This window comes from Metapseudomonas otitidis, assembly GCF_011397855.1.
GTDB classification, from domain to species: domain Bacteria; phylum Pseudomonadota; class Gammaproteobacteria; order Pseudomonadales; family Pseudomonadaceae; genus Metapseudomonas; species Metapseudomonas otitidis.
Genome location: NZ_AP022642.1, coordinates 4,843,569 through 4,868,006, shown reverse-complemented (window position 1 = coordinate 4,868,006; position 24,438 = coordinate 4,843,569). Strand labels below are relative to the sequence as shown.

The 24,438-nt window shown below is 68.6% G+C and carries 21 protein-coding genes; 12 read left to right on the top strand and 9 right to left on the bottom strand.

The window, feature by feature from the left end; all coding sequences use genetic code 11:
* Positions 1 to 19 precede the first annotated feature (19 nt).
* Positions 20 to 1,429, top strand: coding sequence for a threonine synthase (gene thrC, locus PotMrB4_RS22525; protein WP_172434534.1), 1,410 nt, complete (start codon positions 20 to 22; stop codon positions 1,427 to 1,429).
* Positions 1,430 to 1,495: 66 nt separating this feature from the next.
* Here thrC and PotMrB4_RS22520 read toward each other — a convergent pair whose 3' ends face one another.
* The 3 genes from PotMrB4_RS22520 to PotMrB4_RS22510 all read right to left on the bottom strand — a co-directional run bounded on the left by PotMrB4_RS22520 (position 1,496) and on the right by PotMrB4_RS22510 (position 3,125).
* A complete protein-coding gene (locus tag PotMrB4_RS22520; protein ID WP_172434533.1) occupies positions 1,496 to 1,789 on the bottom strand; it encodes a hypothetical protein in 294 nt (97 codons plus the stop codon).
* A 172-nt stretch (positions 1,790 to 1,961) separates the two neighbouring features.
* Complete coding sequence (locus PotMrB4_RS22515; RefSeq protein WP_172434532.1) at positions 1,962 to 2,300, bottom strand: hypothetical protein; 339 nt, start codon at positions 2,298 to 2,300, stop codon at positions 1,962 to 1,964.
* 201 nt (positions 2,301 to 2,501) lie between these two features.
* The gene (locus PotMrB4_RS22510; protein WP_172434531.1) at positions 2,502 to 3,125 is read right to left on the bottom strand and encodes a hypothetical protein; all 624 of its coding nucleotides are present in this window, start codon (positions 3,123 to 3,125) and stop codon (positions 2,502 to 2,504) included.
* A 188-nt stretch (positions 3,126 to 3,313) separates the two neighbouring features.
* On the opposite strand from PotMrB4_RS22510, the gene PotMrB4_RS22505 reads away from it, so the two are divergent.
* On the top strand, positions 3,314 to 4,009 hold the full coding sequence (locus tag PotMrB4_RS22505) for an EndoU domain-containing protein (protein ID WP_172434530.1): 696 nt from the start codon (positions 3,314 to 3,316) through the stop codon (positions 4,007 to 4,009).
* Positions 4,010 to 4,052: 43 nt separating this feature from the next.
* Here PotMrB4_RS22505 and PotMrB4_RS22500 read toward each other — a convergent pair whose 3' ends face one another.
* Positions 4,053 to 4,613 carry an RNA polymerase sigma factor gene (locus tag PotMrB4_RS22500; protein ID WP_172434529.1) on the bottom strand — a complete coding sequence of 187 codons (561 nt, stop codon included), beginning with the start codon at positions 4,611 to 4,613 and terminating at the stop codon, positions 4,053 to 4,055.
* Positions 4,614 to 4,799: 186 nt separating this feature from the next.
* On the bottom strand, positions 4,800 to 5,999 hold the full coding sequence (locus PotMrB4_RS22495; RefSeq protein ID WP_069559275.1) for a CaiB/BaiF CoA transferase family protein: 1,200 nt from the start codon (positions 5,997 to 5,999) through the stop codon (positions 4,800 to 4,802).
* A 226-nt stretch (positions 6,000 to 6,225) separates the two neighbouring features.
* Between PotMrB4_RS22495 and bacA the strand changes: the two genes are divergently transcribed.
* From bacA to PotMrB4_RS22455, 8 genes are all read left to right on the top strand, one after another.
* A complete protein-coding gene (gene bacA, locus PotMrB4_RS22490; protein WP_044405874.1) occupies positions 6,226 to 6,843 on the top strand; it encodes a biofilm formation regulator BacA in 618 nt (205 codons plus the stop codon).
* 14 nt (positions 6,844 to 6,857) lie between these two features.
* Entirely contained in the window at positions 6,858 to 7,544 is a 687-nt protein-coding gene (locus PotMrB4_RS22485) for a PspA/IM30 family protein (RefSeq protein ID WP_074970945.1), read from the top strand.
* 47 nt (positions 7,545 to 7,591) lie between these two features.
* Positions 7,592 to 8,233, top strand: coding sequence for an OB-fold-containig protein (locus tag PotMrB4_RS22480; RefSeq protein WP_044405869.1), 642 nt, complete (start codon positions 7,592 to 7,594; stop codon positions 8,231 to 8,233).
* A gap of 37 nt (positions 8,234 to 8,270) precedes the next feature.
* Positions 8,271 to 10,319 (top strand): flotillin family protein, encoded by a 2,049-nt coding sequence (locus PotMrB4_RS22475; RefSeq protein ID WP_044405867.1) that lies wholly within the window; start codon positions 8,271 to 8,273, stop codon positions 10,317 to 10,319.
* A gap of 102 nt (positions 10,320 to 10,421) precedes the next feature.
* Positions 10,422 to 10,661: a hypothetical protein gene (locus PotMrB4_RS22470; RefSeq protein WP_044405865.1), complete on the top strand. Its 240-nt coding sequence runs from the start codon at positions 10,422 to 10,424 to the stop codon at positions 10,659 to 10,661.
* Positions 10,662 to 10,744: 83 nt separating this feature from the next.
* A complete protein-coding gene (locus PotMrB4_RS22465) occupies positions 10,745 to 15,988 on the top strand; it encodes a DNA repair ATPase (protein ID WP_172434528.1) in 5,244 nt (1,747 codons plus the stop codon).
* Positions 15,989 to 16,001: 13 nt separating this feature from the next.
* Positions 16,002 to 16,691: a phospholipase D-like domain-containing protein gene (locus PotMrB4_RS22460; protein WP_044405861.1), complete on the top strand. Its 690-nt coding sequence runs from the start codon at positions 16,002 to 16,004 to the stop codon at positions 16,689 to 16,691.
* A gap of 133 nt (positions 16,692 to 16,824) precedes the next feature.
* Entirely contained in the window at positions 16,825 to 18,003 is a 1,179-nt protein-coding gene (locus tag PotMrB4_RS22455; protein WP_142015027.1) for a GGDEF domain-containing protein, read from the top strand.
* A 28-nt stretch (positions 18,004 to 18,031) separates the two neighbouring features.
* Here PotMrB4_RS22455 and PotMrB4_RS22450 read toward each other — a convergent pair whose 3' ends face one another.
* Positions 18,032 to 19,762 (bottom strand): tetratricopeptide repeat protein, encoded by a 1,731-nt coding sequence (locus PotMrB4_RS22450; protein ID WP_172434527.1) that lies wholly within the window; start codon positions 19,760 to 19,762, stop codon positions 18,032 to 18,034.
* A gap of 200 nt (positions 19,763 to 19,962) precedes the next feature.
* Here PotMrB4_RS22450 and PotMrB4_RS22445 point away from each other — a divergent pair, with 200 nt between their 5' ends.
* Both PotMrB4_RS22445 and recJ read left to right on the top strand, forming a co-directional pair.
* Positions 19,963 to 20,502: a YaeQ family protein gene (locus PotMrB4_RS22445; RefSeq protein WP_044405855.1), complete on the top strand. Its 540-nt coding sequence runs from the start codon at positions 19,963 to 19,965 to the stop codon at positions 20,500 to 20,502.
* 34 nt (positions 20,503 to 20,536) lie between these two features.
* Positions 20,537 to 22,252 (top strand): single-stranded-DNA-specific exonuclease RecJ, encoded by a 1,716-nt coding sequence (gene recJ / locus PotMrB4_RS22440; protein ID WP_172434526.1) that lies wholly within the window; start codon positions 20,537 to 20,539, stop codon positions 22,250 to 22,252.
* Positions 22,253 to 22,276: 24 nt separating this feature from the next.
* Here recJ and PotMrB4_RS22435 read toward each other — a convergent pair whose 3' ends face one another.
* Genes PotMrB4_RS22435 through PotMrB4_RS22425 form a run of 3 tightly spaced genes read right to left on the bottom strand, consistent with a single transcriptional unit; the run spans position 22,277 to position 24,272 of the window.
* The gene (locus PotMrB4_RS22435) at positions 22,277 to 22,585 is read right to left on the bottom strand and encodes an Ig-like domain-containing protein (protein ID WP_074970958.1); all 309 of its coding nucleotides are present in this window, start codon (positions 22,583 to 22,585) and stop codon (positions 22,277 to 22,279) included.
* Positions 22,582 to 23,112: a thiamine pyrophosphate-binding protein gene (locus tag PotMrB4_RS22430; RefSeq protein WP_172434525.1), complete on the bottom strand. Its 531-nt coding sequence runs from the start codon at positions 23,110 to 23,112 to the stop codon at positions 22,582 to 22,584. The genes PotMrB4_RS22435 and PotMrB4_RS22430 overlap by 4 nt, the downstream gene beginning before the upstream one ends.
* Positions 23,109 to 24,272, bottom strand: a complete 1,164-nt coding sequence (locus PotMrB4_RS22425) for a PepSY-associated TM helix domain-containing protein (protein WP_172434524.1) — start codon at positions 24,270 to 24,272, stop codon at positions 23,109 to 23,111. The genes PotMrB4_RS22430 and PotMrB4_RS22425 overlap by 4 nt, the downstream gene beginning before the upstream one ends.
* Positions 24,273 to 24,438: the final 166 nt, after the last annotated feature.

Here is a 24,438-nt window from a genome sequence, read left to right as displayed (position 1 = left end):
GAACCGAAGGTTTGAAGAAATGCGCTATATCAGCACCCGCGGCCAGGCCCCGGCCCTGAACTTCGAAGACGTCCTGCTGGCCGGCCTCGCCAGCGACGGTGGCCTCTACGTCCCGGAAAACCTGCCGCGCTTCACCCAGGAGGAAATCGCCTCCTGGGCCGGCCTGCCCTACCACGAACTGGCCTTCCAGGTGATGCGCCCCTTCGTGACCGGCAGCATCCCGGACGCCGACTTCAAGAAGATCCTCGAGGAGACCTACGGCGTCTTCGCCCACAACGCCGTTGCGCCGCTGCGCCAGCTCAACGGCAACGAGTGGGTGCTGGAGCTGTTCCACGGCCCGACCCTGGCCTTCAAGGACTTCGCCCTGCAACTGCTCGGCCGCCTGCTGGACTACGTCCTGGCCAAGCGCGGTGAGCGCGTGGTGATCATGGGCGCCACCTCCGGCGACACCGGCTCGGCCGCCATCGAAGGCTGCCGCCGCTGCGACAACGTCGACATCTTCATCATGCACCCGCACAACCGCGTGTCCGAGGTGCAGCGCCGGCAGATGACCACCATCCTCGGCGAGAACATCCACAACATCGCCATCGAAGGCAACTTCGACGACTGCCAGGAAATGGTGAAGGCCAGCTTCGCCGACCAGGGCTTCCTCAAGGGCACCCGCCTGGTGGCCGTGAACTCGATCAACTGGGCGCGGATCATGGCCCAGATCGTCTACTACTTCCACGCTGCCCTGCAGCTGGGCGGCCCGGCGCGTTCCATGGCTTTCTCGGTGCCCACCGGCAACTTCGGCGACATCTTCGCCGGCTACCTGGCGCGCAACATGGGCCTGCCGATCAGCCAGCTGATCGTTGCCACCAACCGCAACGACATCCTGCACCGCTTCATGAGCGGCAATCAGTACGTCAAGGAAACCCTGCACCCGACCCTGTCGCCGTCCATGGACATCATGGTCTCGTCCAACTTCGAGCGCCTGCTGTTCGACCTGCACGGCCGCAACGGCGCCGCCATCGCCCAGTTGATGGACACCTTCAAGCAGGGTGGCGGCTTCAGCGTCGAGCAGGACCGCTGGACCGAAGCCCGCAAGCTGTTCGACTCCCTCGCCGTCACTGACGAGCAGACCTGCGAGACCATCGCCGAGGTCTACAAGGAGTGCGGCGAGCTGCTGGACCCGCACACCGCCATCGGCGTACGCGCCGCCCGCGAATGCCGCCGCAGCCTGTCCACCCCCATGGTCACCCTGGGCACCGCGCACCCGGTCAAGTTCCCCGAAGCGGTGGAGAAAGCCGGCGTTGGCCAGGCCCCGGCACTGCCGGCACACCTGTCCGACCTGTTCCAGCGCGAAGAGCGTTGCACCGTGCTGGCCAACGACCTCAAGCAGGTCCAGGCCTTCGTTGCGGCCCACGGCAACCGCGGCAAGCCGCTCTGAGCTGAACGGCCATGAAAAAGCCCCTGGTGAGTGATCGCCAGGGGCTTTTTGTTGTTTCGGGGCGGATCAGTCCGTGCTCTCTTTCCCCTGCGCGTCCTGTTCCGTCACTGCAGGTGCGCTGCTTTCCAGCTCCAGCGCTCCCCAGTTCGTCATGTCCACCGGCGTGGAGACGGCGCGCTGTCCGGGCACATAGACGCCATAGTCGAGCTTGAAGTCGATCTTCGTGTCCGGCGCCCTGATGTCGCGTATCACCTGCCAGGCTATGGGCCGAGGGGTGTTCGGCAGCTGGGGCGGTTTCTGGAAAATCACACGGTCGCTGCCTTGCTGGCTCTGATTGATGATCTTGATTTCATATTTCATGTCCTTTCTCCCTGTCTCCGTCAGGCCCCGGACGCAATGGGGCAGACACCGATCATGGGCCAGTCCCCACCCCCTTGCCGGTTGATGGCTGTTCACAGATGCAACCTGAAAAAGGCCGGCTCCCCTCAGGGAGCCGGCCTTTTTCAGGTACGGGAAACGGTTGATGGCAGGCTCAGTCGTTGGCCAGGTTCCAGCGGTGCAGCAGGCGGTGGGCGAACGGGGTGACCACCACACCGAGCGCCACCAGGAAGACGCTGTCCAGGAACAACCCATACAGCGCGGCGAAGTATTTGCCAGCCAGGCTGCTCGGCGGGTGTGCAAGGCCCACCGAGCCCAGCATGGACAGTGCGTTCAGCGTGGCCTCGTGCCAGCCAAGGCCATCCAGCAGGTAGAAGCCCACGATCCCTGGCAGCAGGCCCAGCATCAGAAAGACCAGGGCTATGGCCTGGAAGCGCAGTGCGCGCAGTACGAAGTGATCCAGTCGGGCCAGATCCTCGGTAAAACGTTCCATTTTTCACCTCTCCTGGCGCCTGGTGGCGCAGTGCTGACGTTGGGCCCCGATCCTACCCCAGGTGCTGCGGGCTCCGGCGCCACGCCCCTGCTGTTCCGAGCCATCCCACGGCATGCCGGGTGAATGCCGCAGGATGCCAGATGCTAAGAAGCCCCCGGCGATCACTCGCCGGGGGCTTCTTCATGCGGGGGCGCCAGGGCTTCAGCGGGCGATGAAGTCGAAGGTCCACAGGCCGCTCGGGCGGGTCAGGGTCACGTCCACTTCGGTGGCGGTGATGGGCGCCACGTAGCGGGTCATGTCCGAGAAGTTCTGCACGATGTAGGTCTGCCCGATCATGGGCGGGGTGGCGACCATGAAGTAGAAGTTGGGCTCGTACTCGAAGCTCACGGTCATGCGCGAGTCCACCTTGGGCATGGTCACCACCGGGCGGCCGTTGACGTACCAGTTGCTGTCGAACTGGGTGTAGGGGTTGGTCTTGTTGATCACCCCGCACTGCTGGGGCGTCAGCTTCTCCAGCGCCAGCGACGTGGAGGCCGGCTCCAGTTGCGGCGACAGGCCGCTCGGGCTGACCGCCTGCAGCAGCTGGCCGGGCAGGATGGCGCGGCGCCCGGAGATGATCTGGTTGCCGGCCTTCTCGCCGAGGCTGCTCACGTCGGTCTCGATCACCGCCTCGTAGTCGAAGGACTCCGTGGCACCGGCCGAGCCGGTCAGCACCTGCCAGGCGTGGACGCGGTAGTCGCGCTGCGGGTTCTGCGGCTTGAGGAAGACCAGCACGGTCTTGCCTTCCATGTCGTCCACATTGAAGTTCACGTTGAAAGTCGTCATGTCCTTTTCTCCTTGGTTCCGTTGTGACCCCGGCGAATGCCTGGGTCTGTCTCCCTGACGGCCGGCAGGGGCGGCTGTGAAGTGCCGTGCCGTCGCGTGCTGGGTGTCGGTGCGGCCTTCACGGATGCAGCCGCGTTGCGTCTTGCCTGCTGGGCACTTTCCGCCCAGTCCAGTAAAGGAGAAATGCCATGGATCGCTTCGTTAACGCATTGCCGCTCGGCCTGCTGGCCGCCTGCTGCAGCCTCCCGGCCCTCGCCCAGATCGACTGCTCGGCCGGTGCCGCCGGGGTCAACCCGGTACCGGTGCAGATCGGCGCTGGCCTCGCCAACAGCCGTATGAACCCGCAGATCAGCCAGCGCCACATCTTCTGTGGCGAGGTCAATGCTGCCGGGGTCGCGACGGGCTTCCACTCGCGGCCCAACAGCCATGATCCACTGTTGGGGGCAGCGCCTGGCGCGCCCTTCGCCGCCCGGATCACCGCCGGGGTGCAGTACATCGTCCAGCCTGGCATCAACCACCCCGGCCCCTATCGCTACCTGGGCAGAGGGATTCAGGTGGCCAATGCCGCTGGTGTGATGGTGCCCAAGGCTGCTCCGTCCACCTTCTTTCCGGACAGCTGCAGCCAGGTACAGGTGATCGCCTCGATCCGCTACGCCTATACCCATCCCTTCAAGGATGTCGGCCCATTCGTTCCTCCGCCGCCGCCTGGTGGCCCTGCACGTCCCCCGTATGCCAACTTCTTTGCCGGCCCGTCGGCTCCCTTGATCGGCGCCGTGGGCTACTGCACCGGTGAAGGGGGCAATCCCTTTACTGTCGGGGGCTACATCAAGCAGGTCGCGGGGCTCTGGACGCTGAGCACGGTCTACCCCATCGCCAGCTTCTGAACCTGGGCCCACCTCGCGTGCGAGGTGGGCTCTCCGGCGCCCCTCAGGGCTGCAGCCCCTGGCACAACCCGCCGACCTGTTGCCTCAGCTGATCGCGGGCCAGTTGAACCCGCTTGCGCAGGTTGGGCTCCTTGATCTGCAGGTGGCGCGCCAGCTCGCCGTAGGCCATGCCGTCCACGCAGTGCTGCCAGAGTGCATCGCCGAGGTTGGGCGGCAGTTGGTGGAGCGCCTTGCCGAGGGTCTCCATCGCTTCCCGCAGGCAGGCCTGGCGTTCGGGTTCGTTGCCGGCGCTGTCGGCCGGGTGCAGGTCCAGCCAGTCGAGGCTGCAGGTGCTCGGGGTGCTGCGCAGCCGGTCGATGCAGTGGTTGCTGGCCACCCGTCGCAACCACGCAGGGAGGTTCTCGATGCGCTCCAGGCGCTGGGGCTCGCGCAGCAGCAGGGTGAAGAGCCGCAGGCGCAGTTCGCTGAGGGCGTCCTCGGCATCCTGGCGGTTGGCGGTGAGTTGCTGGCAGCGTCTGCGCAGCACGGGTTCATGTTCGATCAGCAGTTTCCACACATGATGCGGCGTGCCTGTCTCGAGGCTCGCGTCCGGGTTGCTCGCCATGCTCGTACCTTTCCTTGTTGGTGCCGGTGGCGGTGCTGCAGGGGCAGCCCTTGCCAGGCCGGCTGGAGCAAGCAGGACGAAAGGTTTCCCGGGTTTGTGAAGGGGACGAAGGGGACGTACGAGGGGGTGGATGGCGCCCCGTTGGGCAGGGCGCGCGGAGAGAACGCTAGGGGAAGGGCAGGGGCGTCAGATCGCCCCGGCGGCACGCAGGGCGTCGATGCGGGCCGCGTCGTAGCCCAGCTCGCCGAGCACCTCGGCGTTGTGCTGGCCCAGCTCCGGGCCGATCCAGTCCGCCGAGCCGGGGGTGTCCGAGAGCTTGGGCACGATGCCCGGCATGCGGAACGGCTGGCCGTCCGGCAGGCGGGCCTGCAGCAGCATCTCCCGGGCGAGGAACTGCGGGTCGCTGAACATGTCCTCGGCGGAGTAGATGCGGCTGGCCGGCACCTCGGCGCGGTTCAGCGTCTCCAGCACCTGCTCCAGCGGCAGCGCCGCCACCCAGCGGTCGATCACCCCGTAGAGCTCGTCGCGGCGCGCATCGCGGCCGTCGTTGCTGGCCAGTTGCGGATCGTTGGCCAGGTCCTCGCGGCCGATGGCGAGCATGAAGCGCTTGAAGATCGCATCGCCGTTGGCGCCGATCTGCACGTGCCGGCCGTCCGCGCTGGTGTGGATGGAGGAGGGGGTGATGCCGGGCATGATGTTGCCAGTGCGTTCGCGGATGAAGCCGAACACGTCGAACTCCGGGACCATCGACTCCATCATCGCGAACACCGCCTCGTAGAGCGCCACGTCCACCACCTGGCCGAGCCCGCCGTTCACCTCCCGGTGCCGCAGGGCCATCAGCGCGCCGATCACCGCCCACAGCGCGGCGATGGAGTCGCCGATGGAGATGCCGGTGCGCACCGGCGGGCGGTCCTCGAAGCCGGTGATGTAGCGCAGCCCGCCCATGGACTCGCCCACCGCGCCGAAGCCCGGCTGGTCCTTCATCGGCCCGGTCTGGCCGAAGCCGGACAGGCGCACCATCACCAGCTTCGGATTCAGTGCGTGGATCACCTCCCAGCTCAGCCCCAGCTTCTCCAGCACGCCGGGGCGGAAGTTCTCGATGAGGATGTCCGCCTCCGCCAGCAGGCGCTTGAGCACCTCCAGGCCCTCGGCGTGCTTGAGGTTGAGGGTGATGGACTTCTTGTTGCGCGCCTGCACGAACCACCACAGCGAAGTGCCTTCGTAGAGCTTGCGCCACTTGCGCAGCGGGTCGCCGCCGTCGGGCGACTCCACCTTGATCACCTCGGCACCGAACTCGGCGCACAGGCGGGAGGCGAAGGGGCCGGCGATCAGCGTGCCGAGTTCGATCACTTTCAGGCCGGCGAGGGGCTTGCGGGAGGTGTCCATGGTCGTCCGGGAGGGCAGTGGAAAAGGTCGCGCTAGCCTAGACGATCCCTTCGCCCCTGGCAGCCACCGGCGTAACGCGAACCCCGTCGCGCCCCGGGACATCCGTGCTGTCCCTGGCCGGCATCGGCAGGTCTAATCGGCTCGGGAATCGGCGGTGTGAATCGGTGCGCGCCTATTACATGTGAGCTATTGCGGGCTCACATGTGATGGTCTAGGCTCCGACTCCATGCAGAAATCATCCGCCCACTACCAGCGACTCTTCCGCCAGCGCCTGCGTGACCAGGGGCTGGTCAAGAAAGAGGTCTGGATCCTCCCCGAGAACGCCCGCGCGCTGCTCGCGGTGGAGCGGACGCTGCGCCAGCCCCAGCCGGGGCCGGTCCACCTGGAACAGGAGAATGCGATGGAGATGCCGCAGATCTGGAACGCCCGCGCGCTGTGCGACGCCCTGGCCGCCACCGAGCTGTTCCGCCAGGGCGAGGCCCAGGTGGAGCTGATCGAAGGCGCCGAGCCGAGCCTGCTGGTGACCATGCGCGAGTTCGGCGACCTGCCCCTGTTCCTCGCCGTGCACGGCGAGCAGATCCTCGTCGAGGCACTGCTCTGGCCCCAGTCCGAAGTCCGCGACGTGGCGCGCTTCAACGAAGAAATCCTGCTCAGCCGCCAGCTCTTTCCGCTCTCCAGCATCGGCCTGGAGACGCGTCCCGGCGGCGAGCGTTGCTACATCATGTTCGGCGCCTTGAGCGCCCGTTCGATCCTGTCCAACGTGGTGTTCGAGATCGAGACCCTGGCCAGCAACGTCATCCGCGCCACGGAAGCCTACGAAGGCTACCTGGCGCCCCAGGCCTGACCCCGGAGAAACCCATGAACGTATGGAGCAAGCTGATCGACGCCCTGCGTGGCGGCCTCGGCGAAGCCGGCGACGCCCTGGTGGACAGCCAGGCCCTGCGCATCCTCGACCAGGAGATCCGCGACGCCGATCAGGCCCTGCGCCAGGCCCGCGAAGCCCTGGCCGGCGTCATGGCCCGGCAGAAGCTCGCCGACGAGCGCGCCGCCCAGTGCCAGGCCAAGGTCGACGAATACGAAGGCTATGCCCTCAAGGCCCTGGAAAGCGGCAACGAGGCCCTGGCCCGTGAAGTGGCGGAGAAGATCGCCGAGCTGGAAGCGCAGCACCGGAGCGAGCGCGGCCAGGCCGAAGGCTTCAGCGCCCAGGTCGCCCAGTTGCGCAAGGCCGTGACCCAGGCCGAGGCCAACATCCGCCACCTCAAGCAACAGGTGGACACGGTCAAGGCCACCGAAAGCGTGCAGCGTGCCCAGCAGGCCGTGGCCCAGCGCCAGGGCGATACCCACAGCCGCCTGGGCACCGCCCTGGACTCGCTGGAGCGCCTCAAGCGCCAGCAGGCCGAGCGTGCCGCGCGGCTGGAGGCGGCCGACGAACTGGCCAGTGCCGAGCGCGGCGACGACCTGGAAGCGCGCCTGCGGGCCGCCGGCATCGCCACCGGGCCCAGCAGTGCCGACAGCGTCCTGGCGAGGCTGCGGGACAAACGCTGACAAACCCGACCGCGGCCCCGCCCGCCCTGTTTCAAGGACTGGAAACGATGGACCTCTTCCTGATCACCGCCCTCTCGTTCCCCACCGTGGTGTTCAGCTTCCTGCTGCTCATCGCGGTCATCTACTGGACCGTGGTCGCCTTCGGCCTGCTGGAGGTGGACCTGCTGGACGTCGAGGCCGACTCCCTGCTCGAAGGCCACGGCAACGCCGAAGGCCTCGCCGGCCTGCTGTCCAAGCTCAAGCTCAACGGCGTGCCGGTCACCCTGGTGCTGACCCTGCTGTTCTTCTTCGGCTGGTTCATCAGCTACTTCGTCGAACTCTGGCTGCTCGGCCAATTGCCCCTCGGCTGGCTGCGCTACCCGCTCGGCCTGGTGGTGATGATCGGCGCCCTGGTGCTGGCCGTGCCCATCGCCTCCACCCTGTGCCGCCCCCTGCGCCCGCTGTTCCTCAAGGCCGAGGCCACCAGCACCCGCAGCGTCATCGGCCAGACGGCCGTGGTACGCAGTGGCCGCGTCACCGCCGGGCAGGGCGAAGCCGTGCTGGAGGACGGTGGCGCCGGGCTGATCCTCAAGGTCCGTGCCGACGAAGCCCTCGGGCTCAAGCGCGGCGACCGCGTCGTGTTACTGGAATACCTGGAGGCGCAGCACGCCTATCGGGTCATCACCGAGGACGAATTCCGCGGGCTCTGACCCCGGTGTGCCTCAGCATCAAAGGAGAATGATTGCAATGAACCTAGCCTCGCTGCTGCCCATCCTGATCGGCGTCGGTCTCGTCGTCCTCGTGGTCGTCGGGCTCCTGGCCCTGTTCAAGGCCTTCTACATCAAGGTCCCGCAGGGCACCGCACTGATCGTCAACGACATGTCCTCCACCCCCAAGGTGCACTTCACCGGCGCCCTGGTGTACCCGGTCATCCACCTCAAGGAGTTCATGCGCATCTCGCTGATCACCCTGGAAGTGGACCGCCGTGGCAAGGACGGCCTCATCTGCCGTGACAACATGCGCGCCGACATCACCGTCGCCTTCTACCTGCGCGTCAACGAAACCCAGCAGGACGTGCTCAAGGTGGCCAAGGCCATCGGCGTCGACCGTGCCTCCGACCGGGGCGCGGTGAACGAACTGTTCAACGCCAAGTTCTCCGAAGCGCTGAAGACCGTCGGCAAGCAGTTCGACTTCGTCGAACTCTTCGAGAACCGCCAGGACTTCCGCGACCGCATCATCGAGGTGATCGGCAACGACCTGAACGGCTACGTGCTGGAAGACGTCGCCATCGACTACCTGGAACAGACCGCCAAGCACTCCCTCGACCCGAGCAACATCCTCGACGCCGAAGGCATCCGCAAGATCACCGAACTGACCGCCAACCAGAACGTCATCACCAACGAGCTGGAGCGCAACCAGGAACTGGCGATCCAGAAGAAGAACGTCGAGACCCGCGAAGCCGCCCTGGCCCTCGAACGCCAGCAGGCCGACGCCGAGGCCCGGCAGAAGCGCGAGATCGAGACCATCCGCGCCCGCGAGGAAGCCGAGACCGCCAAGGTCAAGGAAGAGGAACGCCTCAAGGCCGAGCAGGCCCGCATCCAGGCCCAGCAGGAGATCGACATCCGCGTCGAGAACCACCAGCGCGAAGTGGAAGTGGCCCAGCAGAACCGCCAGCGCGCCGTAGTTATCGAAGTGGAGAAGGTCACCCGCGCCAAGGACCTGGAAGTGGTCGCCCGCGAGCGCGAAGTCGAGCTGCAGCGCATCGAGAAGGAAAAGGCGCTGGAAGAACAGCGCAAGAACATCGCCAATGTGATCCGCGAGCGCGTCGCCGTCGAGAAGACCGTCGCCCAGGAAGAAGAGCGCATCAAGGAAGTGCGTGAAGTCTCCGAAGCCGAGCGCGCCAAGCAGGTCATCGTGCTCCAGGCACAGGCCGAAGCCGAGCAGGAGCTGGTGCGCCAGGTCAAGCAGGCCGAAGCCGACGAGACCCGCTCCAAGCACAAGGCCGTCGAGATCAACAACCTCGCCCAGGCCGAACTGGAAGCCGCCGCCAAGCAGGCCGAAGCCAAGAAACGCATGGCCGAAGGCATCGAGGCCGAGCGCGCCGCCCCCGGCCTGGCCGATGCCCGCGTGCTGGAAGCGACCGCCACCGCGAAGGAGAAGGACGGCCTCGCCGACGCCCGCGTGCGCGCCGAACAGCTGATCGCCGAAGCCCGTGGCGAGCAGGAGAAGGGCCTTGCCGAAGCCCGCATCCTCGAAGCCCAGGCCGCCGCCAAGGAGAAGGACGGTCTGGCCGAAGCCAAGGTGCTGGAAGAGAAGCTCGGCGCCCAGGCCCGAGGCGAAGAACAGCTCGGCGCCGCCAAGGCCAAGGCCACCAAGGACCTGGGTTCGGCGGAAGCGGAAATCCTCCTGCAGCGCCTCAACGCCGAGGCCGAAGGCCTGGGCAAGAAGTTCAGCGCCCTCGACGCCCTCAGCGACAGCGCCCGCCAGCACGAAGAGTTCCGCATGCAGCTGGAGAAGAGCTTCGAGGAAGCCATGGCCGCCATCGCCGCCAACAAGGACATCGCCAAGGACCAGGCCGAGGTGCTCGCCACCGCCCTGGGCAAGGCGAAGATCGAGATCGTCGGCGGCGAAGGCGACTTCTTCAACTCCTTCGCCAAGTCGCTCTCCGTCGGTAAGGCCATCGAAGGCGTGGTGGGCAAGAGCCCTGTGGTGCAGGACGTGCTCGCCCGCCTGCTCAACGGCCGCACCCCGGCCGTCGCGCCCAAGGCTGACGCCGCCCCGGCTGCCGAAGCCTGATCGAGCGGGCCCCGGAACCCCCGGGGCCCGACGCCGCGCACAGGGTCCGCCCCGCCTTGCGAAAGGGGCCGGGCCCGCCTACCCGCCAAGAGGAACCCCGCCATGGCCGAATCCCGTGACTACCTGGAGCTGTCCTTCCGCTCCATCCACTGCTTCGCCAACGACGGCCGCCTGGACGTGCACGAACTGGCCGCCCTGCTGGCCATCGCCGAGCGCGACGGCGTCATCGACGACAACGAGAAGCGCGTGCTGAAGAAGATCCTCGCCCACGTCAGGCCCGAGGAAATCGACCCCGCCCTGCGCGAGCAGATGGCCGAAGTCGCCCGCAAGATCGGCGCCTGAGCCCAGGCCCCGCGCCCCCGCGTACCCGGCCCCTCCACTTGAGGGGCCCTGCACGCAGACCCAGCAGATTCAGGAAGAACACGATGTCGGACGTCACCGCCGCAACCCCCGCACAGGATGTATTGGACAAGGCCGTCGCCGAAGGCGGCGCCTACGAGGTGCTGCACAAGCGCCTGCAGGACCAGGGGCAGCGCCTGCGGCAGACCACCGACAGCCTCAACCAGCGGCGCCTCGAAGCCTTCGGCGACAGCCGCATGGACGTGGTCGGCCGGGTGCGCATCCGCACCGAGAACAACTGCATCGCCCGCGACATCGTCCAGGTCGGCGACTGCCTGCTGTTCGGCTACAACGTCTTCATCGGCCTGAGGAAGGAAACCGGCATCGCCGACGTCTTCTCCCTCTACCGCCTGGTGGAAGGGGAGGAGGGCTATGAGGCCGAACCGGTGCCGCTGGAGGGCACCTTCCTCGCCGCCCAGGGCTTCCTCAACGACTTCAACGAGCTCTACACCTACTACAAGAACACCCGCCTGCTGCAGCTGGCCATCCGCGACGGCAAGCTGCTGGCGAGCTTCCAGATCGGCGAGCGCATCACCGACATCCGCGTGTTCCGCTGGTCCCTCTCCAGCGACGGGCGCGAGGTGCGCTACATCGACAACCGCGGCGAGCGCGACATCGCCCTGCCGTCGCCCTTCGACTTCGAATGGAAGAAGGCCACCCGCGAGATGGTGGTCCAGGGCCGCCACCCGCACCTGAACATCCTCGACACCGTGTTCGTCGAGACCATCGGCGGCGACCTCACCATCAAGGTGGAGAACAACACCGAGGACGGCCTCGGCATCTACCGCGAAGAGGTGGTGGACAAGACCCAGTCCCTCGACGACGCCCAGATCGAATTCGCCCGCCTCGGCAGCCTGGTGCTGCTCAAGGTGCTGCCCTACCGCGAGGAGCAGTGGCGCTACCTGGTCTACAACAGCCTGACCCGCCAGGTGGAGCGCATCGACGCCATCGGCCAGGCCTGCGTCCAGCTGCCCGAGGACCACGGCATCATCTTCCCCGGTGGTTGCTACCTGCAGAACGGCGAATACAAGACCTTCGACGCCTCCATGGCCGGCATGCGCTTCAAGCGCAGCGTGCGCTCGCCCAACGGCGAAGACGTGCAGTACATCTTCTACCACCCCGAGGAGGGCCGTTCGGTCCTGCTCACCTACAACCTCATCAGCCGCCAGCTGCAGAACCCGTTGTTCGGCCACGGCTACGCGCGCCTGGAAGACGGGCGCATGGTGATCTTCGCCGCCGAGGGCGACGAGCCGACCCGCATCCACCCCATGCAGATCTGGCAGACCCCGTTCTTCACCGAGGAATACGCCGCCCGCCAGCCGGCCCGCAGCGGCTTCTTCGGGCGCATCGGCAACGCCGAGCTGGTGCGCGGCGTCTCCGACCTCTACGGCCTGTGCCGCGAGATCGAAACCCCCTCCGTCTCGGTGCAGCGCTACACCCAGCTGTGCCAGGGCACCCGCCGCCTGTTCGACGTCTACCACTGGCTCGGCAGCGACGAGCTCGACGGGCTCGCCCCGCTGCTGCGGGAAGTGGCCGCCACCGCCGAACGGGTGCTGGACGAATACGAGAAGGTCGAGAGCATCCGCCGCCAGTCCGACCAGGCCATGGCCGGCGCCGAAGCGCAGCAGAAGGCCCTGCTCGGGCGCCTCCAGGCCGCCGGCTGGGAACAGGCCCAGGACTACGTCGACGCCCTCAACGGCATCACCGCCCAGCGCGGCCTGCTGCTGACCATCCGTGACTACCGCTACATCGACGTCGCCCGCATCGACGCCATGGAAGCCGAGCTGCAGGAGGCCCAGGCGCGCACCGCTGCCGCCACCGCCACCTTCCTCGCCAGCGACCAGGCCCTGCAGCCCTTCGTCACCCGCCTGGAGACGCTGGACGCCGACGCGCAGAAGGCCGAGACCGTCGCCCTCCTGGCCCCGCCGCTGGAGGCCTTGCAGGCCATGGCTGGCGACCTGGACATGCTGTCCAACCTGATGGGCTCGCTGCAGATCGACGACGCCACCCAGCGCACCCGCATCATCGAGTCCATCTCCGAGATCTACGCCCGCCTCAACCAGGCCAAGGCCCGCGCCGAGCAGCGCCGCAAGGCCCTCGGCTCCACCGAGTCGGTGGCCCAGTTCGGCGCCCAGTTCAAGCTGTTCGGCCAGGGCATCGTCAACGCCCTGGCCCAGGCCCAGGACCCCGAGCGCTGCGACGAGCAGCTGTCGCGGCTGCTGGTGCAGCTGGAGGAACTGGAGAGCCGCTTCGGCGACCACGAGCAGTTCCTCGGTGACATCCTCAGCAAGCGCGAAGAGCTGCTGGAAACCTTCGAGGCCCACAAGCAATCCCTGCTCGATGAGCGCCAGCGCAAGGCCCAGGGCCTGCAGGACGCCGCCCGGCGCATCCTCGACAGCCTCGGCCGACGTACCGCCAAATTCACCCAGGCCGAGGAGCTCAACGCCTTCTTCGCCGCCGACCCGCTGATCCTCAAGCTGCGCGAGCTGGCCCAGCGCCTGCGCGAGCTCAACGACAGCGTCAAGGCCGACGACGTCGAGGCCCGCCTCAAGGGCGCCCGCGACCAGGCCGTGCGTGCCCTGCGCGACAAGAGCGAACTGTTCGAAGCCGGCGGCAACGTCATCAAGCTCGGCCCGCGCCACCGCTTCAGCGTCAACACCCAGGAACTGGACCTGACCCTGCTGCCCCGGGGCGACGGGCTCTACCTGCACCTCACCGGCACCGACTTCCTCGAACCCCTGCACGACCCCGAGCTGGACGCCCTCAAGGCCTACTGGCAGGTGGCGCTGGAGTCCGAGTCCGAGCGCCTCTACCGCGCTGAATACCTGGCCGGCGAAGTTCTCGACGCCGCCGACGGCCAGCGCGAAGGCCTCAGCCTGGACGGCCTCAAGGCCTTGCTGGCGCAGCCCGAGGAACTGGCCCGGGTGGTGCGCGACTTCGCCGCCCCGCGCTACCGCGACGGCTACGAGAAGGGCATCCACGACCACGACGCCGCCGCCATCCTCCAGCACCTGCTGCCCCTGCGCGAAAGCGCCGGGCTGCTGCGCTTCGGCGCCGTGCCCCGGGCTTTCGCCACGCTGTTCTGGGACGCCGCCCGGCAGGGCGAGAGCGGCACCGCCTGGCCGGAGCGTGCCCGCACCAGCCGGCACATCCAGCAATTGTTCGGCCGCGCCGACGGCCTGCTGGCGCTGCAGGCCGAAGTGACCGACGCCCTGCAGGCCTTCCTCGCCGAGCACCCGCTGCCCCTGCAGCCGGGCCAGGTCGCCGAGGCCGCCGAGTACCTGGTGCAGGAACTGGCCGCCGAGCGCATCGAATTCACCTTCAGCAAGTACGCCCGCCAGCTGCACGAAGGGCTCAAGCTGCGCCTGCAAGGCGCGCGCATGTGGGACGACTACCAGGCCGCCGTGGGCCGCCTGGACGGGCGCCCGGCGGCCCAGTGGGCGCTGGTCGGCCACTGGCTCGACGGCCTCTGCGGCGAAGAGAGCTTTGCCGGCCTCGCCGATTACCGGGCTGAAGCCGTGGCCCTGGCGCTGCTGCGTGCCGACTTCCCGCAGCGCTTCACCGAAGTGGACCTGCGCTTCAGCGTCAGCGGCCTGATGGGCGAGCACCCGCGCATCCAGGACCACAGCCTGGCGCTGGCGGTGGACGACTTCTTCGGCCGCCTGCGCGAGCACCGCGAGCAGGTGCTGCCCGGCCTGCGCCAGTACCAGGCGCTGCGCCAGGCCCTGGTCGCCCGCCAGCGCGAAGCCCTGCGCCTGGCCGAGTTCAAGCCGCGCCCGCTGACCTCCTTCGTGCGCAACAAGCTGATCAACGACGTCTACCTCGGCATCATCGGCGACAACCTGGCCAAGCAGATGGGCACCGTCGGCGAGAACAAGCGCACCGACCTCATGGGCCTGCTGATGCTCATCTCGCCCCCCGGCTACGGCAAGACCACCCTGATGGAGTACGTCGCCCACCGCCTCGGCCTGATCTTCATGAAGATCAACGGCCCGGCCCTGGGCCACGAGGTGCGCTCGCTGGACCCGGCCCAGGCGCCCGACGCCACCTCGCGCCAGGAGCTGGAGAAGCTCAACCTGGCCCTGGAGATGGGCAACAACGTGATGCTCTACGTCGACGACATCCAGCACACCCACCCGGAGTTCCTGCAGAAGTTCATCTCCCTCTGCGACGGCACCCGGCGCATCGAGGGCGTGTGGAAGGGCCGCACCAAGACCTACGACATGCGCGGCAAGAAGTTCTGCGTGGTGATGTCCGGCAACCCCTACACCGAGTCCGGCGATGTGTTCCGCATCCCCGACATGCTCGCCAACCGCGCCGACATCTATAACCTCGGCGACACCCTGGGCGGCATGCAGGACGCCTTCGCCCTCAGCTACATCGAGAACGCCCTGACCTCCAACCCGGTGCTGGCGCCCCTGGCCACCCGCGACATGGCCGACGTCTACCGCTTCGTCGACCGTGCCGAGGGCAAGCCCTTCTCCGCCAACGAACTGGGCCACAGCTACAGCGGCGCCGAGATCAACGAGATCACCACCACCCTGCAACGCCTCATGCAGGTGCGCGACGTGGTGCTCAAGGTCAACCAGCAGTACATCGCCAGCGCCGCCCAGGCCGACCAGTACCGCACCGAGCCGCCGTTCAAGCTGCAGGGCAGCTACCGCAACATGAACAAGATGGCGGAGAAGATCTCGGCGGTGATGAACGACGCCGAGCTGATGCAACTGCTGGCCGACCACTACCAGGGCGAATCCCAGCTGCTCACCACCGGCGCCGAGGAGAACCTGCTCAAGCTCGCCGAACTGCGTGGCAACCAGAGCGCCGAACAGGCCGAGCGCTGGACCCAGATCAAGCGCGACTTCATGCGCAACAAATCCATGGGCGGCAGCGACAGCGACGTCGGCACCCGCGTGGTGGCCCAGCTCAACGACCTGGTGGAGAGCGTGCGCGGGCTGGCCCGCAGCGAAGCCCCCGCACCGGCCGCCGCCGAGGTGCCGTGGGAGGCCCTGCTGCAACGCCTGGAGGCGCTGGTGCAACCGCCCGCCGCGTTCAAGGTGGACGTCACCGCCCCGGCCCAGGAGGGCGTGCGCGAAGTCCTGCTGAGCCTGGCCGACTGCCTGGAGAACAGCTTCATGCCGCTGATCCGCATCATGGACAAGAAGATCGACGTCGACCTGCGCACCCACCACCGCATCACCGACATCGCCAACCGCCTCAACGAACTGGGTGGCGCCCTGCCGACGCCCGGCACCGACGGCACGCCCACCTGACCCGGAGGTCGCCATGGATTTCGCAGGACTCGACCAGCAGCTGCGCGACAGCCTGCAGGACCTGAAGCTGAGCAACGAGGAGCGCGACGAGCTGCGCGAACTGGGCAGCGAGCTGGGCCCGGACCAGGTGCGCTACCTGCGCAACCGCGCCTTCGACCTGGTGCGCGAGCTGTGCCAGGCCGACCCGGCCAACCTGCAACCGGCGCTCAAGTGGCTGGAGCAGGTGGTGCGCACCCTCGACCTCGCCGGTGCCGTCGCCCCGGCCGTGGCCAGCGCCCACTTCAGCCCCGGCGAGGAGTGCCGGCGCAAGATCCGCGAGCTGTGCCGCCAGGCCCGGCACAGCGTGGACATCTGCGTCTACACCATCTCCGACGACCAGCTCAGCAGCGAGATCCTCGCCTGCCACGGGCGCGGCGTGCGCGTGCGGGTGATCAGCGACAACGAGAAACAGCACGACGAAGGCAGCGACATCCAGGCCCTGCGCCACGCCGGAGTCGATGTGCGCATCGACGACAGCCCCTTCCACATGCACCACAAGTTCGCCCTGTTCGACGGCCGACTGCTGCTCAACGGCAGCTTCAACTGGACCCGCAGCGCCAGCACCAGCAACGAGGAGAACCTCCTGGTGATCGACAACGCCCACCTGGTGGCACGCTACCTGGCGGAGTTCGACAGCCTCTGGGGGCGCTACGCACCGCGCTGAAACGCCGTGCGTGACGCTGTCACAGTCGGGGAGTAAAGTGCGAAGCCGTTCGCATTACGGCCGATAACCCCACCGCCCGCGCGTCGCCTTCCCCAGGCTGGCTGCCGGGAGCTTCCCGCCCTGGACCGTGCAGATGGACCTTCACATCCCCACCCTGGTGCTGGTGGACGTCTACATCCTCGCCCTGCTCGGCATCCTGGCCGGGCGGGCCTGGCGTCGCGGCACCCCGGAGCCGACCCTCGGCTACCTGAGCCTGACCCTGCTGCTCGGCGCCTTCTGCACCGTGCTCGGCAGCCTGCGCGGCCTGGGCATGGACTGGGTGCCGATCATCATCGGCAACGTTCTGCTGCAGCTCAGCTGCGCCGCCAGCTGGACCTCCATGCGGGTGTTCGCCGGCCGGCCCGTTCATCTCGCCGGCTTCCTCGCCGGGCCGCTGCTGTGGCTGGCGCTCTGCGCCGTGCCGGCGTTCTACGCCTCGCTGCCGGCGCGGATCATGCTCAGCTGCGTGCTGATGATCACCTACACCGCCCTCGCGGCCTTCGAGCTGTGGCGCGCCCGGCGCAGCCTGCAGGTGTCCATCGCCCCGGCCATGGCGCTGCACCTCATGCACGTGGCGACCTACGGCGTGCGCCTGGCGCTGGACCGGGGCGAGCCGTTCCAGCGGCTGGTCAACGGCCAGGCCAGCCCCTTCTTCGCGATGCTGGTGTTCGAGACGCTGCTGTACGCCATCGGCGTCGCCTTCGTCACCCTGGCCATGGTCCGTGAGCGGGCCGAGCTGCAGTACAAGCACGCCGCCTACAGCGACCCGCTGACCGGTGTCGGCAACCGCCGTGCCTTCATGGATTCCGGCCAGGCCCTGCTGGAGCGCTGCGCACGGCGCGGGGAGGGTGTGGTGCTGCTGCTCTGCGACCTGGACAACTTCAAGCGCCTCAACGACTCCTACGGCCACGCCAGCGGCGACGCCGCCCTGGTGGACTTCACCCGTATCGTCTCCGCGCGCATGCGTCGGCACGACGTGTTCGGGCGCATCGGTGGGGAAGAGTTCGCCTGCCTGCTGGCCGATGCCGACGGCGCCACCGCCGTGCTGGTGGCCGAGCGCATCCGCCGCGAGTTCGCCGAGAGCTGCCCCGAGGCACCGGGGCCGCTCAGCGTCAGCATCGGCGTGGCCGGCAGTGGCGAGGCGGGGTACGACCTGTCGCGGTTGCTGTCCCTGGCGGACAAGGCCCTGTACCGGGCCAAGGCCCAGGGGCGCAACCGTGTGGAGTGCTACCGCGAGGCCCCGGCCGAGCCCAGCGGCGAGTCGGCGGCCTGAGCCGCCGGCCTCCGTTGCTGGGCGGCCTTCAGGCCGCCACGGGAAGGGGTTGCACCAGGCCGTTGTTCAGCGTTTTCAGCAACTGCTGGCGCAGGGCGGCGGCCCGTGGCGGGTCTTCCGCCTGCAGGCGGTCGATGGCCTGGTGCAGCTGGGCGATGGGGTTCTCCTCCCGCATCACGTTGGTCAGCGACAGGCTGGCGATGGCGTCTTCGAAGCGGCCGTGCCGAATGTGGTCCAGCAACAGGGCTTCGTCCAGCCTGCGTTCGGCGCTTTGCATCGCTTGCAGCCGAGCCTGCAGGGCCTGGGCCCTGGCCGTGTCGCCCAGGGCCAGGTAGGCCAGGCCGATGGCTTCCAGGTAAATGCCGAGGTCCTCGTCGTCTTCCAGGGCCTCGGCCTGCTGCGCATCGTCCAGGGTGACGAGGCAGGGCTCCACCCAGCGCAGGGCGCGGGGTGCTTCGCCCAGGTCGCGCAGCAGCGGGGCCTGCTCGGCCAGCTTGGTCACGCGGCCGTCCAGGTCCAGGGCGGCATTCAGCTGCTCGATCTCTTCCAGGTGCGTGCGCACCCCGTAGGCGTCGCGCTGGTGCGCCGGCAGGGCGGCCTGCTGGCGCAGCCAGCCTTCCAGGGCGAACAGGCGCAGCCAGCCCCAGTTGTCCTCGCCACGGATCCGCTCCAGCTCGGCCAGCGCCTGGCGCCGCAGCTCGTCGGCCCAGGACGGGTGCCGGCCGAGGTGGTGCTCCCACAGGGTGAGCAGCAGCCAGATGCGCTGGCCCGGCTCGTGGGCACGGGAGTCCAGCAGGGCGTTGGCCTGGGCCAGGTCGCCCTGCTCGGCGTGCCAGTCCACCAGGCGCAGCAGCAGTTCGTCGTAGTGATGCACCGGCGCGCAGTCCACCACCCGCAGCGCGGTATCCGGCTGCGCCATGGCCAGGGCGTGGTCCATCAGCTCGGTGTGGGTGAAGTAGCCGGTCTGCTCGCCCAGGTCGGCCAGCAGTTCGAAGGCGGCCTCGGTCTGGCCACCCTCCATCAAGGCCAGCACGGCCTGGCCCTGTTCCTCCACCGGCAGTTGCCTGGCCAGCGCCAGGGCACGGGGCACCTCGCCCAGTTCGGCAAGGCCCGCGAGCACCGTCTTCAGGTCATGGAGGGGCAGGCTGGTGTCCGGCTCCGGGTGGGCCAGCAGCTCCCAGGCCCGCTCCAGGCTGCGCAGGGCCGCCTGGGGTTGCTGCAGGCGACGCTGCAGCCCGGCGAGGATGAGGTTCTGCGGGCCGGACAGGCTCTGGCCGGTGCCCTGCTCCTGTTGCTGGGTGAGGGTGTCGAGCTGGGCACGGGCCTGGGCGTCCTGGCCGCAGGCGAGCAGCAGCGGGATCTGCAGCAGCGGCGACTCCGGCAGTGGGCGCTCCAGGCGCTCCAGCAGGGACAGCGCCGCGTGCGGGTCCTGGGCTTCCAGGTAGTGCTCCAGCATGTTGTCCAGGGCGCTCTGCTGGTAGCCGTCGCGCAGCTCGGCCAGGGCGGTGAGTGCGGCCTGTTCCTCGCCGGCACGCAGCAGCGCCGGGGCCACCTGGTGCAACGCCAGCTGGCGGGCCTCGCCTTGCAGGCCCTGGGCCATGTCCAGCGCCAGGCGCGGCTCGAACAGGCTCAGCAGGGCCGTGCGGTTCACCTGGCCAGCCTCCTGCAGATAGGCTTCCAGGCTGCCGTCGTCGCGGTTGACGGCGTACAGCAGCGCCGCGATAAGCACGACCACGACCAGGGCAATGAGTAGTTCCATGGGCTTCCCTTTCCTGTGTTCCATGCGCCCGACCGGGCGCGGCGTCGGTCTTATAAAGGCCGTCGCCGGGCCTGGCAACCCGTGCTGCGCATACCTGGGACTGATTGCCCATTTCCGCCCCGCGCGCCGCCGTACGGGCCGGGCATGGGGGGCGCTTTCAAGGTAGACTTGCCGCCTTTTCGCCAACCAGGACGCCCTTCATGGCCCTCCAAGCGACGCCTTACAAAGTCGAACTCAACCTCACCGACCTGGACCGTGGCGTCTACGAGACCCTGCGCTTCACCGTGGCCCGGCACCCCTCCGAGACCGAGGAGCGCCTGGCGGTCCGCCTGATCGCCTACGGCCTCTGGTACCACGAGCAGTTGGCCTTCGGCCGTGGCCTGTCGGACGTGGACGAGCCGGCGCTGTGGGAGAAGAGCCTGGACGACCGCGTGCTGCACTGGATCGAAGTCGGCCAGCCCGATGCCGAGCGCATCACCTGGTGCTCGCGCCGCTGCGAGCGCTTCAGCCTGCTGGCCTACGGCAGCCTGCGGGTGTGGCAGACCAAGGTGCTGGACAGCGTGCGCAACCTGAAGAACATCAACGTCGTCGCCGTCGGCCAGGAAGCCCTGGAGGAACTGGCCCGCGACCTGCCGCGTTCCATCAGCTGGACCCTGATGATCAGCGACGGCTCGCTGTTCATCACCGACGAACGCGGCCAGCACGACGTGCCGCTGGAATGGCTGGTCGGCGAACGCTGATCCACCCCCTTTTCGCCCCGGAAGACCGAGTCGCATGCGTATCGAGCCCCGCCCCCTGCCCGCCACACTGCCCGACCTGGGCAACCTGCCGCCCCTGCTGACCCGCCTCTACGCCGCCCGCGGCGTGAGCTGCGCGGAGGAGCTGGACAAGGGCCTGGCGCGGCTCATCCCCTACACGCAGATGAAGGGCATCGACGCTGCGGTGACGCTGCTGGTGGAGGCCCTGGAGCAGCGCCAGCGCATCCTCTTCGTCGGTGACTTCGACGCCGACGGCGCCACCGCCAGCTGTGTCGGCGTGCTCGGCCTGCGCATGCTCGGCGCCGCCCACGTCGACTACCTGGTGCCCAACCGCTTCGAGTACGGCTACGGGCTGACCCCGGAGATCGTCGCCGTCGCCCTGCAGCGCGAACCGCAGCTGCTGGTGACCGTGGACAACGGCATCTCCAGCGTCGACGGCGTGGCTGCCGCCAAGGCCGCCGGGCTCAAGGTGCTGGTCACCGACCACCACCTGCCGGGCCCGGAACTGCCGGCGGCGGACGCCATCGTCAACCCCAACCAGCCGGGCTGCGAGTTCCCCAGCAAGTCCATGGCCGGGGTCGGGGTGATCTTCTACGTGCTGCTGGCCCTGCGCGCGCGCCTGCGCGAGCTGGACTGGTTCGCCCGGCGCGGCATGGCCGAGCCGAACCTCGCCGAGCTGCTGGACCTGGTGGCCCTGGGCAGCGTCGCCGACGTGGTGCCGCTGGACGCCAACAACCGCATCCTGGTGCACCAGGGCCTGGCGCGCATCCGCGCCGGCCGTGCCCGTCCCGGCCTCAAGGCGCTGCTGGAGGTGGCCGGCCGCCCGGCGGCGCGCATCACCTCCACCGACCTCGGCTTCATCCTCGGCCCGCGCCTCAACGCCGCCGGCCGCCTGGACGACATGAGCCTGGGCATCGAATGCCTGCTCTGCGAGGACCATGCCCTGGCCCAGGACATGGCCGTGGAGCTGGACCAGCTCAACCAGGACCGCAAGCAGATCGAGCAGGGCATGCAGCGCGAGGCCCTGGCCCAGCTCAAGGACCTGCCGCTGGAAGACCTGCCGTTCGGCCTCTGCCTGTTCGAGCCGGACTGGCACCAGGGCGTCATCGGCATCCTCGCCTCGCGCCTCAAGGAGCGTTACCACCGCCCGACCATCGCCTTCGCCGATGCCGGCGACGGCCTGCTCAAGGGCTCGGCGCGCTCGGTGCCGGGGTTCCACATCCGCGATGCGCTGGACGCTGTCGCCGCCCGCCACCCGGGGCTGATCAGCAAGTTCGGCGGCCACGCCATGGCCGCCGGCCTGTCGCTGCCGGTGGAGCACTTCGGCGCCTTCGCCAGCGCCTTCGACGCCGAGGTGCGCCGCCAGCTCACCGAGGACGACCTCACCGGCCGCCTGCTCTCCGACGGCCAGCTGAGCCTGCAGGAATTCCACCTGGAACTGGCCCGCGCCCTGCGCCAGGCCGGCCCCTGGGGCCAGCACTTCCCCGAGCCGCTGTTCCACGGCGTGTTCCAGATCGCCCAGCAGCGCCTGGTGGGCGAACGCCACCTGAAGCTGGTGCTCAAGAGCGAGTGCGGCTCGCTGCAGCTGGACGGCATCGCCTTCAACATCGACCGCGACGTCTGGCCGAACCCCACCGTGCGCTGGGCCGAGCTGGCCTACCGCCTGGACGTGAACGAGTTTCGCGGGCAGGAGAGCGTGCAGTTGATGGTGGTGCACATCGCCCCGCGCTAGCACCCCGTTCCCGCCCGCGGGTTCTCAGCGCGGGCGGATCGCCTCGGGCTCCACTTCCGCCGTGTGCCCGGGGCCCAGTTCCAGCAGGACGTGGAACGCCCCGCTCGGGCGTTCGAAGGTGAAGCTGGAGTCCTCGCCCAGGGTGCCGTGGATGAGCACCTGCCCCTCATCGTCGAGCACGTCCAGGGTCGCCCCCGGCGTGGCGGTGCCGTCCGAGAGACCGCCCACGCAGCGCACCTGCGTGGCGTCCAGGGCCTGGCATTCGCAATAGATCCCGTGGCCCCAGGCGTTGCCGCCTGCCAGCAGGAGCAGGGCACCGAGCCAGCGCTTCATCGGCCACCTCCGCGTTTGCCGAGCCAAGCCACCACATCGGGGGAGGCCTGAGCGAGGGGCAGGGCGGCCTGGTGCACCGAGCCGTCCCAGCCTTCCACCGTCAGCCACAGCTCGGCGTCCGCCGGGGCGTCCTCGGGTATGCGCACTTCTGCCAGGCGCCGGTAGGGGCTGCCCGAGGCGAGGGCGCCGGCCGCGCGCAGGTAGCGCGGCTTGCCCACCCGCAGGTAGGCCGCCTTGATCGCGGCGTCGCACTCGCGGCAGAACGCCAGGCTGAAGTCCTTCATGTAGCCGGCCTTGCCCTCGCGCACCGGCTCGCCCCGTTCCCATTCCGCCAGGCGCACGCGCCAGGGACCGACCGCCAGCTCGCCGATGGAGCGCTCGCCCAGGCCCTGGAGGCCGCGCTCCAGGCTGGCCTCGTGGAAGTAGGCGGGCATGTAGCCGAGGGGGATGAGCACCAGCAGGGCGCTCAGGTGGAAGCGCCAGCGCAGCCAGAGGCGGGCAGGGCGGGAGCGGACGGGGGCGTTCATTCGGTCACCTCGGTGGCGGGGCGCGGCGGGCGTTTCATCGCCTTGGCGGTGGCCAGCACAGTGCGTTTGCTCCAGATCAGCAGGCCGCTGAGCACCATCATCGTCAGCAGCAGGCCGAACACGAACCACAGCAGCTTGACCCAGATGCCGCCGAAATCGCCGGTGTGCAGCGGGCGCATGGACTCGGTGACGAACTCCAGGGCGTTGCGGTCGCCGAGCAGGTGAGAGCCCAGCAGGGTGCCGTCGTAGGGGTTCACCTCGGCGGTCTGGAACATCAGCGGGTACCAGCCCCGGCCGCCCACCTCCAGCGGGGTGAAGGCGTCCGCCGGGAAGATCACGAAGCTCACCTCGAAGCCGGGGATGGTGCGCGTCGCCACCTCCACCGCCTGGTCCACGCCGATGCGCGGCACCGGCTGGCCAGGCTCGGGCCGCGGCAGCGCCTCGCGGGCGATCAGCGTGGGCGGGCCTTCGCTGGAGATGGAGATGTGGTTGTCGTAGAGCACCGCGCGGATCAGGAACCAGGTGCCGGTGACGGCGATCACCGCGATGAACCAGATGGACCAGATGCCCACCAGGCGGTGGAAGTCGCCCCAGAAGATCCGCGCGCCCTGGCGGATGCGCAGGGTCGGCCGCAGGAAGCCGCGCCAGAAGCGCTTGTACACCACCAGCCCGGTGACCAGCGAGGCGAGCATCGGCAGGGCCAGCAGCGACACCAGGTACCAGCCCCAGCTGTAGCCGTTGGTGAAGGGCACCAGCCACCAGCCGTGCAGGGCGCGGGTGAACTGGCGGAAGTCGAACAGCGGGCTGCTGCCCTGGATCACCCCGGTGTACGGGTTGACGTAGAGCGTGGCGGTGCGGGTGTCAGGGTAGCTGACCGCCGCCGTGAGGGCGAAGTGGTCCTCCTCCGGCTTGGCCAGCCACTCGATGGCGGCATCCGGCTGCTGGCGGGCGATGGCGGCGACGACCTGGTCGAAGCCGAGGGGCTGGGCGTCATCGGCGGGGCGGGTGGCGCGCACGTCGGGGTTGGCCAGCCAGATGATCTCCTCACTGAGCACCGCCAGGGTGCCGGTGGCGCAGACGAGAAAGACGAAGAACCAGATCGGCAGGGCCAGCCAGCTGTGGACCAGGAACCAGGTTCGCGAGCGGGACTTCTTGGACATGACGGAGCGCGGTCCTGACTGTTCGGGGCAATGAAAAAGACCGCCCGCCGGGATGGCGGGCGGAAACTAGCCAAAGGGGCGCTCGGCACCGGCCCGCCCCGGCAAGGGCGCGGCAGGTGCATGGAGAGGAGTGCCTAACAGTAAGGACGGATGAGCGCGGAAAAAC